The sequence below is a fragment of the Streptomyces sp. NPDC088157 genome (assembly GCF_044741545.1).
Taxonomy (GTDB): domain Bacteria; phylum Actinomycetota; class Actinomycetes; order Streptomycetales; family Streptomycetaceae; genus Streptomyces.
In genome coordinates this window covers 1264002-1282594 of the sequence record NZ_JBIUSU010000001.1, presented here as the reverse complement: position 1 = coordinate 1282594, position 18593 = coordinate 1264002, and the positions used below count along the sequence as shown (strand labels likewise).

Annotated in this window: 14 protein-coding genes and 2 pseudogenes; 4 read left to right on the top strand and 12 right to left on the bottom strand. The window is 69.5% G+C overall.

Going from position 1 to position 18593, the window contains the following annotated elements; translation table 11 throughout:
- Window positions 1–130: 130 nt before the first annotated feature.
- Window positions 131–235, top strand: a pseudogene (locus tag ACIPFH_RS05320) (contact-dependent growth inhibition system immunity protein); the annotation flags it as partial.
- 411 nt (window positions 236–646) lie between these two features.
- Here ACIPFH_RS05320 and ACIPFH_RS05315 read toward each other — a convergent pair.
- From ACIPFH_RS05315 to ACIPFH_RS05300, 4 genes are all read right to left on the bottom strand, one after another.
- Window positions 647–1507, bottom strand: coding sequence for a carbohydrate ABC transporter permease (locus tag ACIPFH_RS05315; RefSeq protein ID WP_401823248.1), 861 nt, complete (start codon window positions 1505–1507; stop codon window positions 647–649).
- 1 nt (window position 1508) lies between these two features.
- Window positions 1509–2378: a carbohydrate ABC transporter permease gene (locus tag ACIPFH_RS05310; RefSeq protein WP_401823246.1), complete on the bottom strand. Its 870-nt coding sequence runs from the start codon at window positions 2376–2378 to the stop codon at window positions 1509–1511.
- Window positions 2379–2604: 226 nt separating this feature from the next.
- Window positions 2605–3945 carry an ABC transporter substrate-binding protein gene (locus ACIPFH_RS05305; RefSeq protein WP_401823243.1) on the bottom strand — a complete coding sequence of 447 codons (1341 nt, stop codon included), beginning with the start codon at window positions 3943–3945 and terminating at the stop codon, window positions 2605–2607.
- 85 nt (window positions 3946–4030) lie between these two features.
- Entirely contained in the window at window positions 4031–5053 is a 1023-nt protein-coding gene (locus tag ACIPFH_RS05300) for a LacI family DNA-binding transcriptional regulator (RefSeq protein WP_401823240.1), read from the bottom strand.
- 180 nt (window positions 5054–5233) lie between these two features.
- Between ACIPFH_RS05300 and ACIPFH_RS05295 the strand changes: the two genes are divergently transcribed.
- Complete coding sequence (locus ACIPFH_RS05295) at window positions 5234–6571, top strand: mucin-1 (protein WP_401823237.1); 1338 nt, start codon at window positions 5234–5236, stop codon at window positions 6569–6571.
- Window positions 6572–6695: 124 nt separating this feature from the next.
- On the opposite strand, the gene ACIPFH_RS05290 is transcribed toward ACIPFH_RS05295, so the two are convergent.
- The 4 genes from ACIPFH_RS05290 to ACIPFH_RS05275 all read right to left on the bottom strand — a co-directional run bounded on the left by ACIPFH_RS05290 (window position 6696) and on the right by ACIPFH_RS05275 (window position 12256).
- On the bottom strand, window positions 6696–7442 hold the full coding sequence (locus ACIPFH_RS05290) for an MBL fold metallo-hydrolase (RefSeq protein WP_401823235.1): 747 nt from the start codon (window positions 7440–7442) through the stop codon (window positions 6696–6698).
- 516 nt (window positions 7443–7958) lie between these two features.
- Window positions 7959–8702, bottom strand: a complete 744-nt coding sequence (locus ACIPFH_RS05285; protein WP_401823232.1) for an SOS response-associated peptidase — start codon at window positions 8700–8702, stop codon at window positions 7959–7961.
- Window positions 8703–9260: 558 nt separating this feature from the next.
- Complete coding sequence (locus ACIPFH_RS05280; RefSeq protein WP_356256380.1) at window positions 9261–10118, bottom strand: hypothetical protein; 858 nt, start codon at window positions 10116–10118, stop codon at window positions 9261–9263.
- Between the two features lie 458 nt (window positions 10119–10576).
- Window positions 10577–12256, bottom strand: coding sequence for a hypothetical protein (locus ACIPFH_RS05275; protein ID WP_401823230.1), 1680 nt, complete (start codon window positions 12254–12256; stop codon window positions 10577–10579).
- A gap of 768 nt (window positions 12257–13024) precedes the next feature.
- Between ACIPFH_RS05275 and ACIPFH_RS05270 the strand changes: the two are divergent.
- Window positions 13025–13168: pseudogene (locus tag ACIPFH_RS05270) on the top strand (TetR family transcriptional regulator); the annotation flags it as partial.
- 233 nt (window positions 13169–13401) lie between these two features.
- On the opposite strand, the gene ACIPFH_RS05265 reads toward ACIPFH_RS05270, so the two are convergent.
- The gene (locus ACIPFH_RS05265) at window positions 13402–13995 is read right to left on the bottom strand and encodes an MBL fold metallo-hydrolase (RefSeq protein WP_401823227.1); all 594 of its coding nucleotides are present in this window, start codon (window positions 13993–13995) and stop codon (window positions 13402–13404) included.
- A 130-nt stretch (window positions 13996–14125) separates the two neighbouring features.
- Here ACIPFH_RS05265 and ACIPFH_RS05260 point away from each other — a divergent pair, with 130 nt between their 5' ends.
- A complete protein-coding gene (locus ACIPFH_RS05260; RefSeq protein WP_401823773.1) occupies window positions 14126–15034 on the top strand; it encodes a GlxA family transcriptional regulator in 909 nt (302 codons plus the stop codon).
- A 111-nt stretch (window positions 15035–15145) separates the two neighbouring features.
- On the opposite strand, the gene ACIPFH_RS05255 is transcribed toward ACIPFH_RS05260, so the two are convergent.
- From ACIPFH_RS05255 to ACIPFH_RS05245, 3 genes are all read right to left on the bottom strand, one after another.
- Window positions 15146–17074, bottom strand: a complete 1929-nt coding sequence (locus tag ACIPFH_RS05255) for a flavin-containing monooxygenase (RefSeq protein ID WP_401823224.1) — start codon at window positions 17072–17074, stop codon at window positions 15146–15148.
- Window positions 17075–17274: 200 nt separating this feature from the next.
- The gene (locus tag ACIPFH_RS05250) at window positions 17275–18054 is read right to left on the bottom strand and encodes a thioesterase II family protein (RefSeq protein WP_401823221.1); all 780 of its coding nucleotides are present in this window, start codon (window positions 18052–18054) and stop codon (window positions 17275–17277) included.
- Between the two features lie 82 nt (window positions 18055–18136).
- Window positions 18137–18592 (bottom strand): nuclear transport factor 2 family protein, encoded by a 456-nt coding sequence (locus ACIPFH_RS05245; protein WP_401823218.1) that lies wholly within the window; start codon window positions 18590–18592, stop codon window positions 18137–18139.
- Window position 18593: the final 1 nt, after the last annotated feature.

The window sequence follows — 18593 nt, the reverse complement described above, 5'->3', positions numbered from 1 at the left end:
CGCCCGTAAGGCACGACGTCCCCTCCGGACGATCCACGCTGTGGGCGAATGCTGGGGCTCGTAGCCTCAACACCCGGCAAGTGGGAGCAGGAAAGGGGGCCAGTCCGCGGACTTGCCCCCTTTCTCGTGCGTGGTCAGCCGGCCGGTCGGGACTCTGACCGTTGAGGACCTGCGCCTGCTGATCCGGCAGGACATTGGGCTGGCGGTGCTTCTTCCGCTCGCGGTGGAGGTGCTTCGTGACAACCCGCGCACGGGCAAGCCACCGATGCGCGGTCACCCAGGCGACCGTCCGCTCAACGGCCCAGCGCTTGGGCTGCACCTGAAATCCTCGCCGGCCAGGCGCTTTACGGACGATCTCCAGATCGCGGCCGAGGATCGAAGCGCTCCAGTCGACCAGCCTGCCGGCGAAGCCCTGGCCCGCCCAGACCCAGATCGTCCGGGGGCAGGAGACGTCGAGGTCCTGCCAGCCGTATCGCGGGCCGGCCTGCCTGGGGTGCTTTTCGACCGGACGGGCATCACGCCGCGCCAGATGTGGAGCGACCGGGTACTGGACGAAGCACGGCACACCGCCGATCCCGTTCAACTGGTGCACCTGTTCGGCATGTCACCGCGTAACTCGTCTCGCCCTTTCCGTCGGCGACCAAGCTCAGCCCTTGACGGCGGAGCTTGCGACGCCCTGGACGAACCAGCTTTGGAAGAAGGCGAAGACGATCAGCACGGGCAGGACCAGGAGGACACCGAAGGCGAGGATCTGCCCCCAGTCCGGGGGAAGTTGGCTCTGGAAGACGCTCATTTCCAGCGGGAGCGGGCGTACCGACGGGTCGGAGACCATCAGCACCGGCCACAGGAACGAGCCCCACTGGGTGAGGAAGGTGAGGATCGCGACCGAGGCGAAAGCCGGCTTCGACATCGGCACGATGATCGCGAAGAAGGTGCGCCAGGGGCCCGCGCCGTCGATGCGGGCCGCTTCCTCGATGCTCGGCGGGATCGAGCGGAAGAACGTGTGGAACTGGTAGACCGAGAAAGCGTTGGCGATGAACGGGATCGCCTGGATGAAGAGGGTGTTGCGCTGCCCGTTGAACAGGTAGAAGAGCGGCACCGCCACCGACTCGAACGGGACCAGCATCAGCAGCAGGACTAGGGTGAAGACGGCGTTGTGGCCGCGCCATTTCAGACGGGACAGTCCGTACGCCGCCATCGAGTTGACGAACAGACCACCGGTGACGACCACGAAAGCCAGCAGCAGCGAGACGCCCATGAAGCGCCAGAAGTAGCCGGTGCTGTCAGAGTTGAGGCTGTCCAGGACGGCCGTGTAGTTGTCGAGGGACAGATGGGTGGGCAGGAAGCCGGACAAGCCGTTCAGCACTTCGTCGGACGGCTTGAGGCTGCCGAGGAACAGGTAGATCACGGGCAGCGCGAAGACGAACGCCAGCACGCTCAGGACGGCGTAGTCGAGGAAGCGGCGCAGTGGCCTGCGGATCACGCCCGGGCTCGTGCTCGTAGTCATGTCAGTCCTCGTTTCCGGGGCGGACAACGCGGCGCTGGACGAGGGTCAGCACCACGACGATCAGGAAGAAGACGACGGTGATCGCGGATGCCTGGCCGATGTTGTTCTGGTCGAAGGCGGTGGTGACGGCCTGGTACATCACGGTGCGGGTGGCGTCCTCGTTGAGGCCGCCGCCCTTGACGAGGACGTAGACCTGGTCGAAGACCCGGAAGGAGAGCACCGAGGTGAGCATCGCGACGAAGACGAGGGTGGCGCGGATTCCGGGCAGGGTGACGTGCCTGAACTGCTGCCACCGGGTGGCCCGGTCGAGTTCGGCGGCCTCGTAGAGCTCGCCCGGGATCTGCTGGAGGCCGGCCAGCAGGATGACCATCTGGAAGCCGACGCCCTGCCAGACGGACAGCACGATGATCGAGGCCATCGCGGTGGCACTGTCGCCGAGCCAGTCGAAGGCGCCCCAGTTGCCGAAACTCACGGCGTGCAAGGCGGAGTTGAGCATGCCCTGGTCGCTGCGGGCAAGGATGAGACGCCAGATCACGGCGACCAGCGCCATCGGGAAGACGACCGGCATGAAGAACAGGGAGCGGAACAGCCCGATCGCCTTGAGCTTCCGGTTGAGCAGAATCGCCAGTCCGAGCGCGAGGCCCGTCTGCAGGGGTACGACGACCACGGCGAAGGTCAGGTTGTTCAGCAGCCCCCGCAGGAACGGGCCGGACAGGTCAGGATCGGTGAACAGCCTTCGGTACTGCTCCAGGCCGAAGAAGGACGGCGCCAGCGGAGAGCCGAGGCGCACGTTGTAGAAGGAGAGCACCACGGCGTAGCCGAAGGGGACGCCGACAAAGGCGATGAGCCCGCCGACGGCCGGGGCGGACATGAGCAGGCCGTGCGGCCGGTCGCGGTTCCCGCGGCCCGGCCGTGCCGATCGCGTCGATGGCGTCGATGGCGTCGATGGCGTCGATGGCGCGAGTTTCACGGTTGTCGCGGACGAGGCCTGCTCCGGGCCGGGTGGCGCTGCGTGCGCGGGTTCCACGGATGTCACGGGAGGGTCCTGTTCCCGGCGGGGCGGGCGCGGCAGCCGCGTCCGCCCCGGCCGATGGGTCCTACGGGATCTTGTAGCCGGCGTTGTCGGAGAAGTCCTGGTCGATGGCGCGGGCGGCCTTTTCCAGGGCGCTCTTCGGGTCGGTGCCGCCGTAGACGGAGTTCAGGGCGTCGCTGAACTTCGCCGTGACCGTGGGGTATCCGGCAGTGATCGGGCGGGTGACGGCGACGCAGGACTTGGTGATGTCGCTGTCGCCGCAGGGCTCGGCGAGCTGGTCGGCGAAGAGCTGGAGGGGGCCGCCCCGCTTGTAGAGCGGGCTCTGGGCGAGTGCCGTCCTGGTGGCGGGCGGGGCACCGTTGGCGGTCGTCATGGCGGTGACGTTGGTGTCGTTGAGGAGGTAGTCCATGAAGCTGCCGGCGGCCTTGGCGTTCTTGGTGTCGGCGCCGATGCCCCAGGCCCAGGAGCCCTGACCGGTCTTGGGGCCGTTGCCGAAGTCGGGCAGCGGCAGCACGACGAGGTCGTCACCGAGGGCCTTGCTGTAGGCGGGATACATCCAGTGGCCGACCCAGCTGAGTGCGACTCGGCCCTTGGCGAAGGCGTTGCCGTCGGTGTTGGGGTCGACGTAGGTCTTCCAGGACTGGAAGGTCTTCAGCGCCGAGACCACGGCCGGGGTGTCGAGGGCGCCCTCCGCCTTGCCGTCCTTGAGAAGGGAGCCGCCGGCGGACCAGACGATGGGGGCGAAGCCGTAAGTGCCCCACTCGTTGGCGTAGCCGCCGGTCTCCTGGAGGTCGAGGGTCTTGCCGTCGGAGTCCTTGGCCTTCAGCGCCTTGAGCGCGGCGGTGAACTGCTCGGCCGTCCAGTCGTCGGACAGGCCGGTCGGGTACTTCACGCCGGCCGCGTCCAGCATCTTCTTGTCGGCGTAGATCCCCAGGCCCGAGTCGTACATGCCCAGGCCGTAGTGCCGGCCGCCGATCTCGCCTTCGGACTTGTTGGCGTCGGTGGCGTTGGCCATCGTCTGGGAGGAGACGTAGTCGTCGATCGGGGCGAGCTTCTTGTTGTAGACGAAGTTCGCCATGGTCGGGCCGTCGAACTCCATGACGTCCGGCAGCTTGGAGGCGTCGGTGGCGGTGATGGTCTTGGTGTAGTCGTTGCCGGGTATCAGCTTCAGGTCGACCTTGATGGCGCTCTGCGAGGAGTTGAAGGACTTCACCGCGCTCTGCAGCGCGGTGTCCTCGCTCTTCTGGCCCTGGTGGGCCCAGACGCTGATGGTGCCCTTGCCGCTGCCACCCTCCGCGGAAGCGTCGGCGCCGCCCCCGCCGCAGGCGGCCAGTGCCGCCAGGGGCAGGGCGAGAGCCAGACCCGTACAGGCTGTGCGGCGGTACTTTCTGCTGGTCGAGCGCATGGTTGTGCCTCCGTGCTGTGGCGGGGGTTCTGGGTGCGGGAGTGCTTTTCGAGGCGTGGGGGTGTGGGGCTCAACGAGGTGGGGGTTACTGCGGTCCGCGCGGGCGGGGCGGGGCAGTGGTCTCACGCAGGACGAGGCGGATGGCCATCTGCACCTGTTCGGCGGGGGGTTGGCCGTTGGGCTCGTCCAGTTGCCCCAGCAGCAGCCGCGCAGCCTCGGCGCCCTGGTCGGCGACCGGCTGCGCGACGGTCGTCAGACCGACCACGTCCGCGAGTTCATGGTCGTCGAAGCCGACGACGGACACGTCCTCGGGAACCCTGAGGCGATGGCGGCGCAGGGCGCGCAGCGCGCCCATCGCCATCTCGTCGGACTGCGCGAACACCGCCGTCGGCGGCCGGGAGACGGCCAGCAGCTCGGTCATGGCGCGCTCGCCGCCCTCGACTGTGTAGTCGCCGTCCGCCTCCAGGGCCGGGTCGTGCTCGATTCCCGCGTCGGCCAGGACGTCCAGGTAGGCGTTGCGCCGCTCGATCGGAGTGGTCCAGTGCAGCGGCCCGCTGGACCCGCTGATCATTCCGATCCGGCGGTGGCCGAGGTTCACCAGATGCCGTACGGCGCTCTCGGTACCGGCCCGGTCGTCGATGCCGACGACGGTGAAGCCGGGCCGGATGCCACCGACCGTGGTGGCCAGCGGCACCCCCAGTGAGCGCAGCGCGGCCGACTCCTCATCGTCAGGGATGAGCAGCGACAGCACCGCGTCCACTCGCTTGCGGACCGGCAGCCTGGTGAAGAAGCGCTTGCGTGTCTCCGGCGAGCCCAGGTTGTACAGCAGCACGTCGTAGCCGGCGGCGCTGAACACCTGCTCAGCCGCGTCCAGGACGGTGCCGAAGAACCAGCGGCCCACGTAGGGGACCAGGACGCCGATGGTGTAGGTACGGCCGCTGGCCAGGCTGGAGGCGGAGCGGGACGCGGTGTAGCCGAGCTGGGCGGCTACGGCCGCGATCCGGTCCCGCACCTCGTCGGAGACGCCCGGCCGGCCGCGCAGGGCGCGGGACACGGTGGACGCGGAGACGCCGACCGCCTGTGCGACGTCGTTGATGCTGGCCGTCACGGCGCAATACCTCCTTGATTTCACGTCGGTGTGATCGGTGAGTGACGTGACCGTAAACCCGACCACCTTGTTGCGCAAGCGTTTGCGTTCATATTTACTTGGGCCGACTTCCGAAAGAGTCTGATTTCACCGATGGTCAGCGCACGCGTTTGGGCGCTGTGGAGCCGACAGGAACTGTGCATGCGATACGCCCCGCCCGGCCTCTGCGTGAACGACTTCGCCCTGCTGCGGGACGAGGACGGCACGTACGCGGTGCTGCATCTGCAGGGGCCCTGGACGGCGGAGTTCGACCATCTGCGGATGGAGACCTCGTACGGCCGGGCCTCCTCCACCGACCTGGTCGACTGGCAGCCGCAGGGCACTGCCTTCGGGGTCGGGCTGCCGGGCCGGTTCGACCAGCAGGCGGTGTGGACCATGCACCCGTTCCGGCACGGCGACGGAATGGCGATGTTCTACACGGGCGTGAGCGGGCTGACGGCAGACGGCTGGCCGCTCCAGTCCGTCGGGCTGGCGTACTCCGACCGCACCGACGGCACGGCCTGGCGGCGCCACGGGACCGGGCCGGTCGTCGAGGCGGACCCGCGGTGGTACCGCACCGGTGAACGCATGGGCTGGCGCGACCCGTTCGTCGTACGGGACGACGAGTCGGACGGTTGGGTGATGGCCGTCTGCGCCAGCGACCTCTCCCTCCCGGTGGAGGTCAGTGGCTGCGTCGCCTGGGCCACCTCCGACGACCTGGAGCACTGGACCGTCCAGCCGCCGCTCATCTCACCGGGTGACGTGGACGAGTTGGAGTGCCCCGTACTGGAACGCCTCGACGACGGCTCCTGGTTGCTGATCGGTTCCATCGGTGCGACCCGCGGCTTCGAGTCGTGGACCGCGCCGAGCCTGAGGGGTCCCTGGACCCGCCGTGGCCCGCTGGGACCGACCGGGTCCTACGCCCCTCGGATCATCGCCGCACCCGACGGCAGCCGCGTCGTTCTGCACACCACGCCCCGCCAGGTCGGCCTCACGGACACCGGAGAGCGCTGCCGCGGCATGCTCGCCCAGCCCAAATCCCTTGTCGCGCAAGGCGATTCCGCGCCCCGCCTGGAATGGTGGCACGGCCTGGACACCTGGCTCGGCGAGGAAAGCGACCGCCCCGCCCTGCACGCGGTCGCCGACATCGTCATAGCCGGACCCGTCGAGATCACCCTGCGCACCGACACCCAGGACAGCACTCGCTCCGCCCTTGCCGTCGGCTGCGACGGCAAGAACCTCTGGGTCACCGGCCCCGACGGCACCCGCCTCGGCGAGACGATCCTGACCGAACCCGCCGCCACTCTGCGCATTCTGACCATCGGCGAGTACGTCGAGATCTACGCCGACAATGTCTTCGCCCTCACGACCCTGTGCTACTCCGGCCACCCCGGCCCCTGGACGGCCGTCAGCGAGGGACGTGCACGCGTCATCCCCGTCCGCCCGATCCGGCTGCCCGACCCCCATCGCGACGACGCCTCGGCCATCTGGCCAGGATGACTGGGCCGAAGCCCGGGTCCGCCGAACGACACCCCGCACGACTCCGGTCCCGGCGGGACCGCCTTCGAGCCGACCAGCTTGGTCAGGGTGTCGATCCGGCCGACCCGTCAGGGACCCCCGGGCCCTACCGCCCTCGGGCCTGCTCCAGGTTCGACCGGTGGGGGTCGAAAAGCCAGTCCGCATGCGGACCCAGGCGTGCGTCGACCGGTTCCTCTCCTCGCCGGAGCGCGTCGATGTAGGCATGATCGGCGGCGAGGCGGGCCGCCACCTCGGGACCTTCGGCAACGGCACCGTGGCCGGGGACCACGACATCGACGTGCCCGGCGGCCTCACCCAGCCGGTCGAGCGCGGCCTCGTAGGCTCCCGCCTGATCGTCCTGGCGAAAGTCGAAGAGCGGGATCAGGACGTCGGAGAGCATGTCTCCGGCGAGCAGCACACCACGGTCGGCGAGGAGGACCGCGGCGTGGCCGACAGCGTGCGCCCGATGCTCGATGATCTCGCCCGGCACCGGTCTGCCGTCCGCGGGCAGCGGGGTGACCAGCGCGACCAGGTCGAGAGGGATGCCGGACGCGCTCTCCGACGCCATCGCCTGTGCCCGCTCCCGGGCTTGACCGGCAACGTGGGCGGCGGCGGGGGTGGCGTAGCGCGGCACGTCGCCGAACCGGGGATGCCAGAGCAGGTGGTCCCAGTGGGGATGGGTGGAGAACCCGGCGACCACCGGAATGCCGAGCCGGTCCACGTCATCGGCGAGTTGGTTCAACTCGCAGCCGTCGATGCCGGGATCGATCAGGATCAACCCGTCCTCCCCGCGCACCACGATGGAATTGGTCCAGACCCACTCGCTCTGCCGGACCCAGACGCCGTCGGCCACCTGATTCAGCTTGCCCATCTCCGCTCCCATCGGTTGGTCACAGTGCTGAGACTGCGATCCGCAGCCGAATTCATCGCTTTCAGCGCCCGCTGGGCACGATGTCGTGGTTGAGGTGAGAGACGTTGTCGCCGACGTGCGGGTCATCCGCTGATCGGCCGCCGCAGGACGAGTTGCCCCGAATCTTGCCTCACGGTGACCGTCCCGGCCAGGAGGCATTCCCGACGGCGGCGCCGCGCGGCGGCCCCGGCCGACGCGCGAGGGGCCCCGTGGCGCCTGATTCCCTCGCCCGCCGCCCGGGACCTGTCCCACCCGCCCACGGTTTGCATCGCCCTGCGTATCGAAGCCCTGCGCCCCGACGACCAGGCCACCCGTCAGCTCACCCTCGGCCACGGCGACGACAAGCCCCTCGCGATCGAAGCCGTCGCCGACCGCGCCGGTCCTGGTACGGACACAACGTCCTCTACTCCGCGGCCCTCGCGGTCGACGCATCTGGCCTGCGGGGTTCAAGGAACGTGCCTAGGTGGCGACCTTGTCGAGGAGGTGAGGGTTGTTGTTGCGGACGTTGTTGACCATGGTGGAGACGGGGCGTGCGTCGAGGTGACCGCCCGCGGGCGGTCCGAGGAGGGCGCGCAGGTCGTCGGGGTCCTGGTGGGTGGGGTCGAGCCAGGCGTCGTAGTGGTCAGGGGTGAGGGCGAGGGGCATGCGGGGGTGGACGCGGCCGGCCGCGTCGGTGGCCTGAGTGGTGATGATGGTGCAGGTCATGAGCCAGGCCTCCGGGTCGTCGTCGTGTCTGACCGCCGGGTCGCGCCAGTATTCGTACAGTCCGGCGAGAGCCATCACCTGGTCGTCCTCGGAGTGGATGAAGTACGGCTGCTTGCGGGTCTTTCCGGTGTCGGGCTCCTTGACCTGTTCCCATTCGTAGAAGCCGTCGGCGGGCAGCAGGCAGCGGCGGCGGGTGAACGCGCGGCGGTAGGCGGGCTTCTCGTGCACGGTCTCCACCCGTGCGTTGATCATCCGGGAGCCGATCTTCACGTCCTTGGCCCAGGACGGCACCAGCCCCCAGCGCAGCGACCGCAGCTCCCGCAGGACTCCAGTGCCGTTGTCGCTGTCGCGGGGCGCCCGCTCGAGGACGGCCCACACCGTGTCGGTGGGGGCGACGTTCCAGTTCGGTGCGAGCGTCTCCTCGGGAGGCGGGTCGGAGACGTGGAACAGCGGGGCGAGGTCCTGGGGGCTGCGGGTGGATACATATCGGCCGCACATGCCGCCACTGTGCCATCCGCGGCCGGGGGTCGTCACCGACCATTCGTGTCCGGCACCGCGTGCGTCCGTAGCTGAAACAGCGACACCAGGGACGAGACGGCTCCGCCGGAGGGCGACCAGCGTCGCTCGAGGCACGGTCCCCACCCGTACGCTCCTCCCGGCGGGCGCCGACTCCTTGTCGCTCGGGTGACCGCGGTCGACTCGGGGAAGTCCGACTGCGGCCACCCGGGCGCTGGGGTGCGGCGAGCACGCCACATCTCCCGGCGCGATGTCCGACTTCCCCGCCGTACCGACCACACACTGCTCCGTACGGGTGGCGATCGCACTGAACGAAGACCGAGCTGGTCGACACGAGGGCGGCGTCCCACCTGAAGCGCATGGGGCGTTCCCTGCCGCTCTCATGCGGTCATGCGGCTGCCCACCGCGCGGGTGAGGGGACAACCCCTATGACCTTGGCGCGCCGGCCTCCGATCACGCGGCACAGCCCTCCCGCGAGATGGAGGCGTGCGTCATGGCTGCCGGGAGCCGGAGAGCCGGAGCACTGTGGGCTCGGTCGGCTCAGGAGCTGATCGGCAGGTCCGTCCGTGCTTGTTCAAGGTCGGTCGCCCAGATCCACAGCCGGTGCTGTGAAGGCACCTGGTGGTAGCCGTAGAGGCCGACCTCGGTCAGGGTCCGCAGGTCCACGCACACCCGCTGATAGGCCTGGCCGATCGCCTCTGCCGGATCGGTCAGTTCCCTGACGCCGAGCTTGACGCAGGCCCGGTACTCGTATCCCAGCAGCAGGTCCTTCCCGAACTCGTCCCACGCGCCGCGCTGTTGGGTCCAGGCGGTCTCGGCGTCCTCCAGCAGCAGGTTGAGGTCCGTGGCGGGCGGGATGGAGGGGTAGATGAGGAAGGTGGCCGCCCAGCCGAGCGCCACCATGTCGAGGTTGAACGTGCGCCGGCGGGGGTCCTCGCGGGGCGGCAGAGGATCGGAGGCACTGCCGGTGAACCAGGGGGCGGTGTAGGCCAGAAGACGTCCGTTGCCCTCGACGAGCTCGCCGGTGGCGATGACGGCCATCTTGCGCTGGGAACCGTCGGGGCGGGTCAGGCGGTCGGCCACCAGGGCGGTGTGGGCTTCGGCCGCCGCTTGGCCGGCGGCCTGATGCCGTTGCGCGGCGTCGGGAGTGATCCGGGAGACGAGATAGTCCCGCAGGTCGTGCGGGAGCGCATCGTAGGTGCCGTCCAGCAGGCGCGTCCTGGTGCGTTCCAGAGCGGCCTGGGCAGTGGCGGGGGCGCCTCCGTAGTGGCTTTCCGGGGTGTCGATGGAGACCATGCGGATCGCCATGGCGATGTTGGGGGTGTCGCCGTCCGTGACGCTCAGAAGGCGGTAGTCGTTGGCGGGCCGGCTGGGGCCCACGAAGCCGAGGTCGACCACAGTTGCTCTCCCGAAGATCTGGCCCGAGGGGCGTGGCAGTCGGTCGCCCGGCACACAGCGCGGCTGATCGGGGGCTCTGGGGCGGGCCGACTGCCGGTGCCCTAGCGATTCCTTGCTCCGGCCTCCGCCAAACCCTGCGCGCAGAAGGCTCACCCGGCGGCGGACGGCGATGCGAGCGTCGGCGGCGTCGGTCATCCCCGTCACGGTGGGCCCGGGCCTTGAGGTGCGGGCGGCATCTCGGCCGCGCAGCCGAAACCGGGGTTCGTGACCCCTCGGCGATGGGCACCAGGCCGTACGCCTGGCGGCATGAGCGGCTTGGCGGCGACGGTGGGGATCAGCGCCGGAAGGTCCTCGGCAAGCGGATGGCGGGACCCACGGTTACGAGAACCCGCCGGTGACCGCGGAAGACCTCGGTCGGTCCGTCTCCGCGGGGCGTGCCCGGCAGAGACGGAAAGCCCTCACCCCGCCAGCCAGCAGCCACGTTCGTCGACAGGCCCTGCGGCGTAGCCGGAGGTCAGCTTGTACACGCCCGCCCGGGACACGGTCACCCGGGTCCACGGGCCATCCGCGCTGACGCACGCCCCCTCGGCCCGCAACCACGGCGAAAACGCGATCCGCACGGTGCTCGTCCCGGCGCGAGGCATCCTCAGCGTCAGCTCCGCCTCTCCCGCGTGTTGCAGCACGGCCGGGGCGGAGACCAGCGGCAGAGTGTCGCGGACCCGATAGATCTTCCAGTAGCGGTCGTGCCAGACCGGCTCCAGCCAGTGCTGCCCCTCCTTGATCAGAGCGGTCTCGCGCTCCGCGGACCGATCGGGCGTGCCGTCGTGCATGACGACGTAGCCCACCGCCCAGTGACGCAGCCAGGCGTGGTAGCGCGGCCCGTCGAGGTCGCCCTCGTAGAACAGGCGTGCCCGTTCTACGTCCAACTGCTGATTCCAGCCCCGCATCAGTTCGACGTGCGGGCCGAGGAGGGTGGCCCCGCGATGGTCGAAATCCGTCGGCAGCTCGACCCGGCCGCGGTCCGCGCCCAGCCGGGCGAGCGCGGCGAGCACTCCGTCGGTGTGTGTGACCCAGCCCGGTACAGGGTCCGGGCTCCGCAGATGCGTCAGTGACGTCACACAGAGATAGGAAACGGAGAGAGCAGCCACCAGTGCCATCACGCGCATACGGGTTCGGCATACGTCGTTCGGGGTGGCTCCGGAGCGGCGGTGCAGCGCGGCCGCCAGCAACACCGCGGGGGCGAAGAGGAGGGCGAGCCGCTCCACGTTGTTACCGATCGGCGAGGGGACCACCCAGGTCAGGACGACCCCGGCGGCATACAGGGCGCTGCCTGCCCGCACTGCCCGCCACTCCCGCGGGGAAGCCCACACCACGGCGGCGGACAGCAGCACAGGAAGGATCATGCGGCCCGCGGCCATCGGCTGTTCGCCCTGGAAGGGGAACAGCAGGGTCGTCGAAGCGACAACGGCGACAGGCGGGAGAGACAGGGCGAGACACTTGCCGTACTGCCGGGCGACCAGATATCCGGCAGCCGCCACCAGCAGGAAGAGCCCGGCCACCGGGCTGCCCATGGTCGCGAACAGCGCCCCGAACACCGCCGCGGCAAGCCGGGCGGGACGGGGCGCACGGTCGGCCACGGCGAGCAGGCCCGCGAGAGCGAAGGCCAGGCCGAGGGCGAACGTGGTGCGGCCGAGCACGACGTTGTACCAGAGGCCCAGCGCACCGACCAGCGCGGGCCACAGCGACACACGCGGAACGGTGCGCTCCAGCAGCATGGCAAGCATCCAGGTGGCACTGATCCCGGACAGCACGGAGACAGCACGGACACCGAGCAGTGCCATCAAGTGCGGTGATATGACGCTGTAGTTGACGGTGTGGGTCCCGCCGAACCAGAAAAGTCCGTAGGGCGTGTCCGGATGCCTGCCCACGAACCCCGCCCACGCGTACTGCGCGGCGAGGTCACCGCCGCCCGTCGCAAGAACGGCGTCCCACCCCCAGTAAAGGGGGAGGACGGCGGCGATGGCGAGCAGCGGGACGCGGTACCTCGACGATCCGGGCGATCGGCGTTCCCGGCGCAGTATCGGTGACGGTGGTTGCAGTGAGGCGGGGACGGACAGGATGAAGAACTGTACGGGCATATTGGCTTTCCCGGTGCGGTACGGACGCTGTACAAGCCCGCCGAGGAATCCGTGGCCCTGAGGGCTCGTGGATCTCGCGGACCTGCGCAGGCGTCACGACCGGGCCTCTCCCGTCCGTCGCACCCACTCGCGTATCGCGCACGACGTCAGCTCCCCGGCCCATCGGCCGGCTCTCGCGCGTGCCACCACCGAATGCCGGGGCCGATCGGTCGAGGCACCGATGCCGTCGCGCCGCCCAGTGACGAGGGGTGCCGGGAGCGGCACCACCCGCATCTCGCCGGAAGGCCGGTTCTTCAGGCCAGGTCCGTCACGCAGCAGGCCCGTATCGGCTCGCCCCCCACCCGCTGCGGCAGCGTGAGGGTTGAACCACGCTGCGCGTACCGCGCAACTTGCTGACAGCGCCAGCACCAGGAGGCCGACATCATGCACTGAACCGCTCCGAAATCGGTGGAGGATCCGGACTGGGGCCTCCTACCCAAGCGGACTACGGACATCAGCCGGCTCGCGCCTCCGACCATGATCCGGACCATTCCCGGGCCGGCAACCCTCCACCGGCTTTGACAGAGGCTATTTGCACAGGTCAGCCACATGCAAGGCATGTACCACCCACCAGCAGACGATAGAACCGTCTGGTGTCGTATTCGCCGGGGAAGCTGGGCTGCTTCTACAGGCACGAAAATAGGCGCCTGCCCTGGGCTTTGCCCGTCAGGCGCCTTCCTCTCGACCCGTCCGGGGCAAGGACCGACCGGCGCCTGCCACCTTGACGGCATGGCCAGGATCAGTGCGCAAGAGAGACGCGAAAGCGTCGTTCGCGCAGCGATCGCCGAGTTCGCACTCAAGGGCTACTACGGCACCTCCACCGAGGCGATCGCCAAACGCGTCGGCGTCACGCAGCCGGGCATGGCCGAACTGGGCCACCCCGCCCCCTCGCGCGCCGACCGCGCCGCGAACTACGGCCCCGACGGCATGCTCTTCGTCGGCGGCCCCGACGAGGAAGGCCTCCGGTCGGCCGGTGCCCGAGACAGTCGTCGGACCGGTGCAGACCCACCAGGCGCGGCCAGAACGCCTCGGCGTCCGACGACGGACGATTCGCGTCGCCGAAGCTCGTCCGGACGGCATTCCGCAGCCCGCACCGGACAGAGCGGCTAGCGTGGCGTGTTGACGTCGGCCTTGAACGGGCCGCCGTGGCCGGGCACGATCAGGTCCGCGGCGGTCAGCACCCGGAGCCGGGAGGCGCGCAACACCTCGCGGTCGGGAGCTACCGGATCGTCCGCCGGGCCCTCCGCGTGCCACCACAGGTCACCGGCGAAGGCGACCACGCCCGACTCCGTGCCCGCCAGCAGTGTGATGTCCTCGGCGCTGTGGCCCGGGGTGCGGATCAGCCGTAGCGACGGGGTGAGTTGGTAGCCCTCCGCGTCCCGGTTCCTCCACTGGTCGCCGAGGTACTCCACCTTGTGGTCGTGGACCCGGGCACGTCCGAACAGGCCCACGTTCATGGTGTTGTCCGGGTGGTGATGGCTGAGTACCACGTCGGTGACGTCGTCGGGGCCGAGCCCCAACTCCTCGAGCGGGGCGAGGATGCGGTCGCGACTCGCCACCATGCCCGGGTCGAAGATCACATGTCTGTCGGCATCGGACACGTAGGAGACGGTGGCGGCGACTCCGGGCCCGGTGGAGCCGACGTATCCGGTGGTCAGGATCGTGTACACGGCGCTGCGGCCGAGCGGTGCGTCTGTCATGGCCTCAATCCTTGCGGCCCGTCGGGTCGTTCACGAGTGGCACAGTTGCCGCTGATCGCAGGATTGCTGCCACACTGAACGCGTGCCTCCCTTCGTGACCGTCGCCGCGTACACCCCACCCGGAGTCGGCATGCTCGCCGTCGGCATCGTCACAGAGGTCTTCGGTCCGCACGGGGAGACACTGCCCGGCTTCGACTTCGCCCTGTGCACCGACCGGCCCGGGCCGGTCCCCACCGACGTCGGCGTGCCGCTCACCATCACGCACGGCCTGGACCGGCTCGCCTCCGCCGATCTGGTGATCGCCCTGCCGTGGGCCGGCTTCCGCACAGCACCCGCACCCGCCGTGCTCGATGCGCTGTCGGCCGCACACGAGCGCGGCTCACTGGTCGCGGCCCACTGCGTCGGCGCATTCGCCCTCGCCGCCGCCGGACTCCTCGACGGCCGACGGGCCACCACCCATTGGCGATTCGCCGAACTGCTCGCCCGCCGCCACCCGAACGTCATCGTCGAACCGGACGCCCTCTACATCGACGAAGGACGCATCATCACCGGCGCGGGAGCCGCCGCGGGCTTCGATCTCTGCCTGCACCTGCTGAGGCGGGAGCACGGAGCCGCGATGGCCAACGCCGTTGCCCGGGACGTGGTGCTGCCCTCCCACCGCGACGGCGGGCAGGCGCAGTACCTGGCCACCCCCGTCCCCCAGGACTGTCGCGACGAGCGTCTCGCCGAGGTACTCGCGTGGGCCCGCGAAAACCTCCACCAGCCGCTTCCCGTCGCGGAACTGGCCCGGCGTGCCGTGATGAGCAAACGCTCCTTCGCCCGCCGTTTCACCGCCGCGACCGGCACCACCCCCCACGCCTGGCTGCGGAGCCTGCGGCTGAGCAGCGCCGAGGAGTTCCTGGAGACCACGGACCTGCCGGTCGAGGAGATCGCCCGCCGCGTCGGATACGGAAGCGCGGCCGTCCTGCGCGAACAATTCGTGCGCCGACGGGGGGTCCCGCCGCGCTCCTACCGCCGCGCCTTCACGAACACGCCGTAACGACCGTCGCAGGCCGCCCGGGGCAACGCGGGGGGCGTGTGTCGGCGTCGATGACGACCGAACGGCATCACGATCGATGCGCCACCGCAGTCGCCGCGAGTGGCAAGGGACTCAGCGGATCTCGAGGTCTGCGAAGTCCGGATGGCGCAGGAAGCGCCACACCTCCGCACTCGAGAAGGGGCACTGGGTCGCCGTGCGGCCCCGCTCGGTCCAGTAGTAGTTGCGCGCGCGGGGATCACTCCAGGTCTTGCTGAGGTTGCGCCGGTCGACCTCTTCGTTGAACCGCCAGTACGGCTCTTCCTTCACCGTGATCGCCTTCTTGCCGTCGAGGACCAGCCGCTCGATGCATTCGAGGGCATGGACGGTTGTGAGTTCGTGGTACGTGGGGATGTTGAGCATGCCGCTGGTGTTCGGGCCGTAAATGGTCCACAGGTTGGGGAAGCCCGGCATCATGCAGCCCTTGTAGGCCCGCGCTCCGCCCTCGCTCCACAGCTCTTCCAGCGTGAGCCCGCCGCGACCGGTGATCTTCATCGGGAACAGGTAGTCCCTGGCGCGGAAGCCGGTCGCGTAGACGATCGCGTCCAGGTCGTGCTGTGTGCCGTCGCTCGCCTCGATCCCCATGCGGTTGATCCGGCGGATGCCGTCGGTGACGAGCGTGACGCTGTCCCGCTGGATGGCGTCGAGGACGCTGTACTCGGAATCCACCATGACCGGTCGCGCCGCGAGCACGGGATGCGGAGGTGTCATCCTCTTCACGAGTTCGGGGTCGGAGAGTTTGCGTTCGAGGAAGGCTATGGCGTTGTCCCGAGCCGCCTTGTTCACGGCGCTCAGGGCGTGCGGATCGTCGAAGTCGGGATCTATCTCGGTCGTCCTCGTCAACGCGTTGGTCGCGTACGTCGATCGGAACCGCATGAAGTTGGTGTGGTACGGCATGTTCCGGTCCAGCCAGGTGACCTGCTCGGGGAAGGGCGAGCGGTAGCCGGGCACTTCGAACAGCCACTGCGGCGTGCGCTGGAAGACGGTGACGTGCCCGGCTGCCAGTGCCAGCTCCGGGACGAGCTGGTAGCCCGTGCAGCCCGTTCCGATGACCGCCACCCGCTTGCCGGCCAGGTCGACCTCGCCCGGCCACCGGGCGGTGTGCCAGGACGGGCCGTCGAACTCCTCGGCCCCCTCGATCCGCGGAACACTCGGCCGGTTGAGAAAGCCGACGGCGGAGATGACCGCGTTCGAGCGGACCGTGCGCTCCCCTTGCGGGCCCGCGACGTGGATCGCCCACGTCCCTGCGCCCTCGTCCCACTCCATCGCGCTCACCTCGGTGTTGAACACGATGTCGGTGCGGACGTCGAACTCGTCGGCGACCCAGTCGAAGTACTCGGCGTTGTTCTCCGCCGGGCAGAAGGGGTACGGGTAGCCGAAGTCGACGCCGTACAGGTGCGTGTACGCGCGGCTCGGGGAGTCGACGCGGCAGCCCGGGTAGCGGTTCTCCCACCACGTGCCGCCGACACCGGCGTTCTTCTCGATGACCGTGTACGCGATGCCCGCCCGCTTCAGCTGGACAGCAGCATTGAGGCCTCCCATGCCCGCACCGATGACCGTGACGTGGAAGTCGTCCAGCCGGTTGCGGGACGGCGCGGCCTGCCACTGCAGGGCGCGTGCCCACGGGTTCAGGGCGAGGTCCTCCAGCCACAGCCCCATGTCCCCTTCGGGTATCTCCTGGCCCGCCGCCAGCATCAGGCTGACCGGCAGGCGCTCGGCCGGACCGGGCTCGATGTCACCGGCTCCCGCATCCCGGTATGTGGTCAGGAAATGCGCCGCCTTGTGCTGCAGCAGCGCGATGTCCTCGTCGCAGGACGGGACCTGCATTTCCAGAACGCCTGCCGAAAGGGTCTTCACCTTCGTCGCCGCAACCTCCTCGTCGCCGGTCAACTGGTACAGCAGACCCCGCAGCACCATCGGGTCGGCATACCGGACGGCTTCCTCGATGGTCTCGGCGCTCGCGTCGAGCAACTCCTTGCGGGGCTCGCCTTCAAGCGTCGCCATGGATCGTTCCTTTCGGCATGGGGTCATAGGGGTCATGGGGTTCATAGGCTTCATGCGGTGGTCGAAGCGCACTTCGCCGTGCCGGGTCGTACGGGGGATGTGCCGGTGTCCTCGGACGACCGCGCGACGGAGCGGACCGGCTCGGACATGCGTCGGGGGGGGGACGAAGTGCTCCCGTGCGGACGACGCCGTGCCCGCGCTCATGCCTCACCGGTCCCGCAGCGGGGGATCCGGAGATTCCTCAGGTGGGTGGCAACCACCTCTGTCACGGCCGTGGCGTGCGTGTTGAGATAGAAGTGCCCGCCGGGAAAGCTGCGCAGCTCGAACGCCCCGGTGGTGTGCTCGCGCCAGGCCCCTGCCTCGTCACACGTCACCTGCGGGTCCTGGTCACCGGTGAGCACCACGACGGGGCAGACGAGGGCCGGCCCCGACTCGTACCGGTAGGTCTCCACGGCCTGGTAGTCGCTGCGCAACGGAGGCAGCACGAGGTCGCGGACCTCGGGCTCGTCGAGGAGCCGGAGGTCGTCGTTGTTCAGCTTCCTGACCGCCGTGACCAGCTCGTCGTCGGAGCGCAGATGGAGATCTCCGTAACGTGTGAGGCGGGGCGCGCGACGGCCCGAGACGAAGAGCGCGGACAACGTGACCCTCTCGTGCTCCAGTCGGCGGGCGACCTCGAAGCTCAGGAGGGCGCCCATGCTGTGGCCGAAGAACGCCAGCGGACGGTCGGCCCAGGGGCGTATCTCCTCGAGGACCAGGTCGGCGAGCTTGGCCAGGTCGCCGACGCAGGGCTCGCCCCGCCGCTCCTGCCGTCCGGGGTACTGGAGGGCGAGCACGTCCACCTCGGCGGAGAGCGTCCTCGACATGGGGTGGTAGTAGCTTGCCGAGCCTCCCGCGTGGGGGAAGCACACCAGTCGGACGGGGGCGTCCGACGGATGGAACCGGCGGATCCACGCCCCGGTGTCCCGGCGCGTATCTGTCATGGTCCTTCGCCTTTCTCCCATGGCCCCACGGCGGGGCCGACGCCCTGCGTCCGAGCGCGGAGACACCCGGACGCAGGGGTCGTCAGCGGTCCCTGCGTGTTCCGTCGGCCGCCAGCGGCGACCACCACTGGTCGTAGTTGGTCGCCCCGTCGCCGAAGAAGCCCGCGCGCCCTTCGACGATCAGGCCGTCCTCCCAGCGGAACACCTGGACGCCCAGGGCATCGAGGACGTCGTAGGGCGAGGTGCTCCCCTCCGGGGCGTCCGGCCGTACCGCGTGGACCTTGACCACGTCCATGCACTCGTTGCCGTCGATCATCGAGGTGACCATTTCGACCTCGAACTTTCCTCCCGCCGTGTCCGTCAACGCACGCCGGAACGCGAGGAGTTCATCGAGCCCGACGTGCCAGCCGGCCTGGACGTGACGTCCGGGAACGCTGAACCTGACGTCCTCCGACCAGTACTTGGCCGCTTCCTCGCGATCGCAGGAGACCAGGGCCACATATGCCTTCTCGATCAACTCGGGGGTGATCGCGGTCATT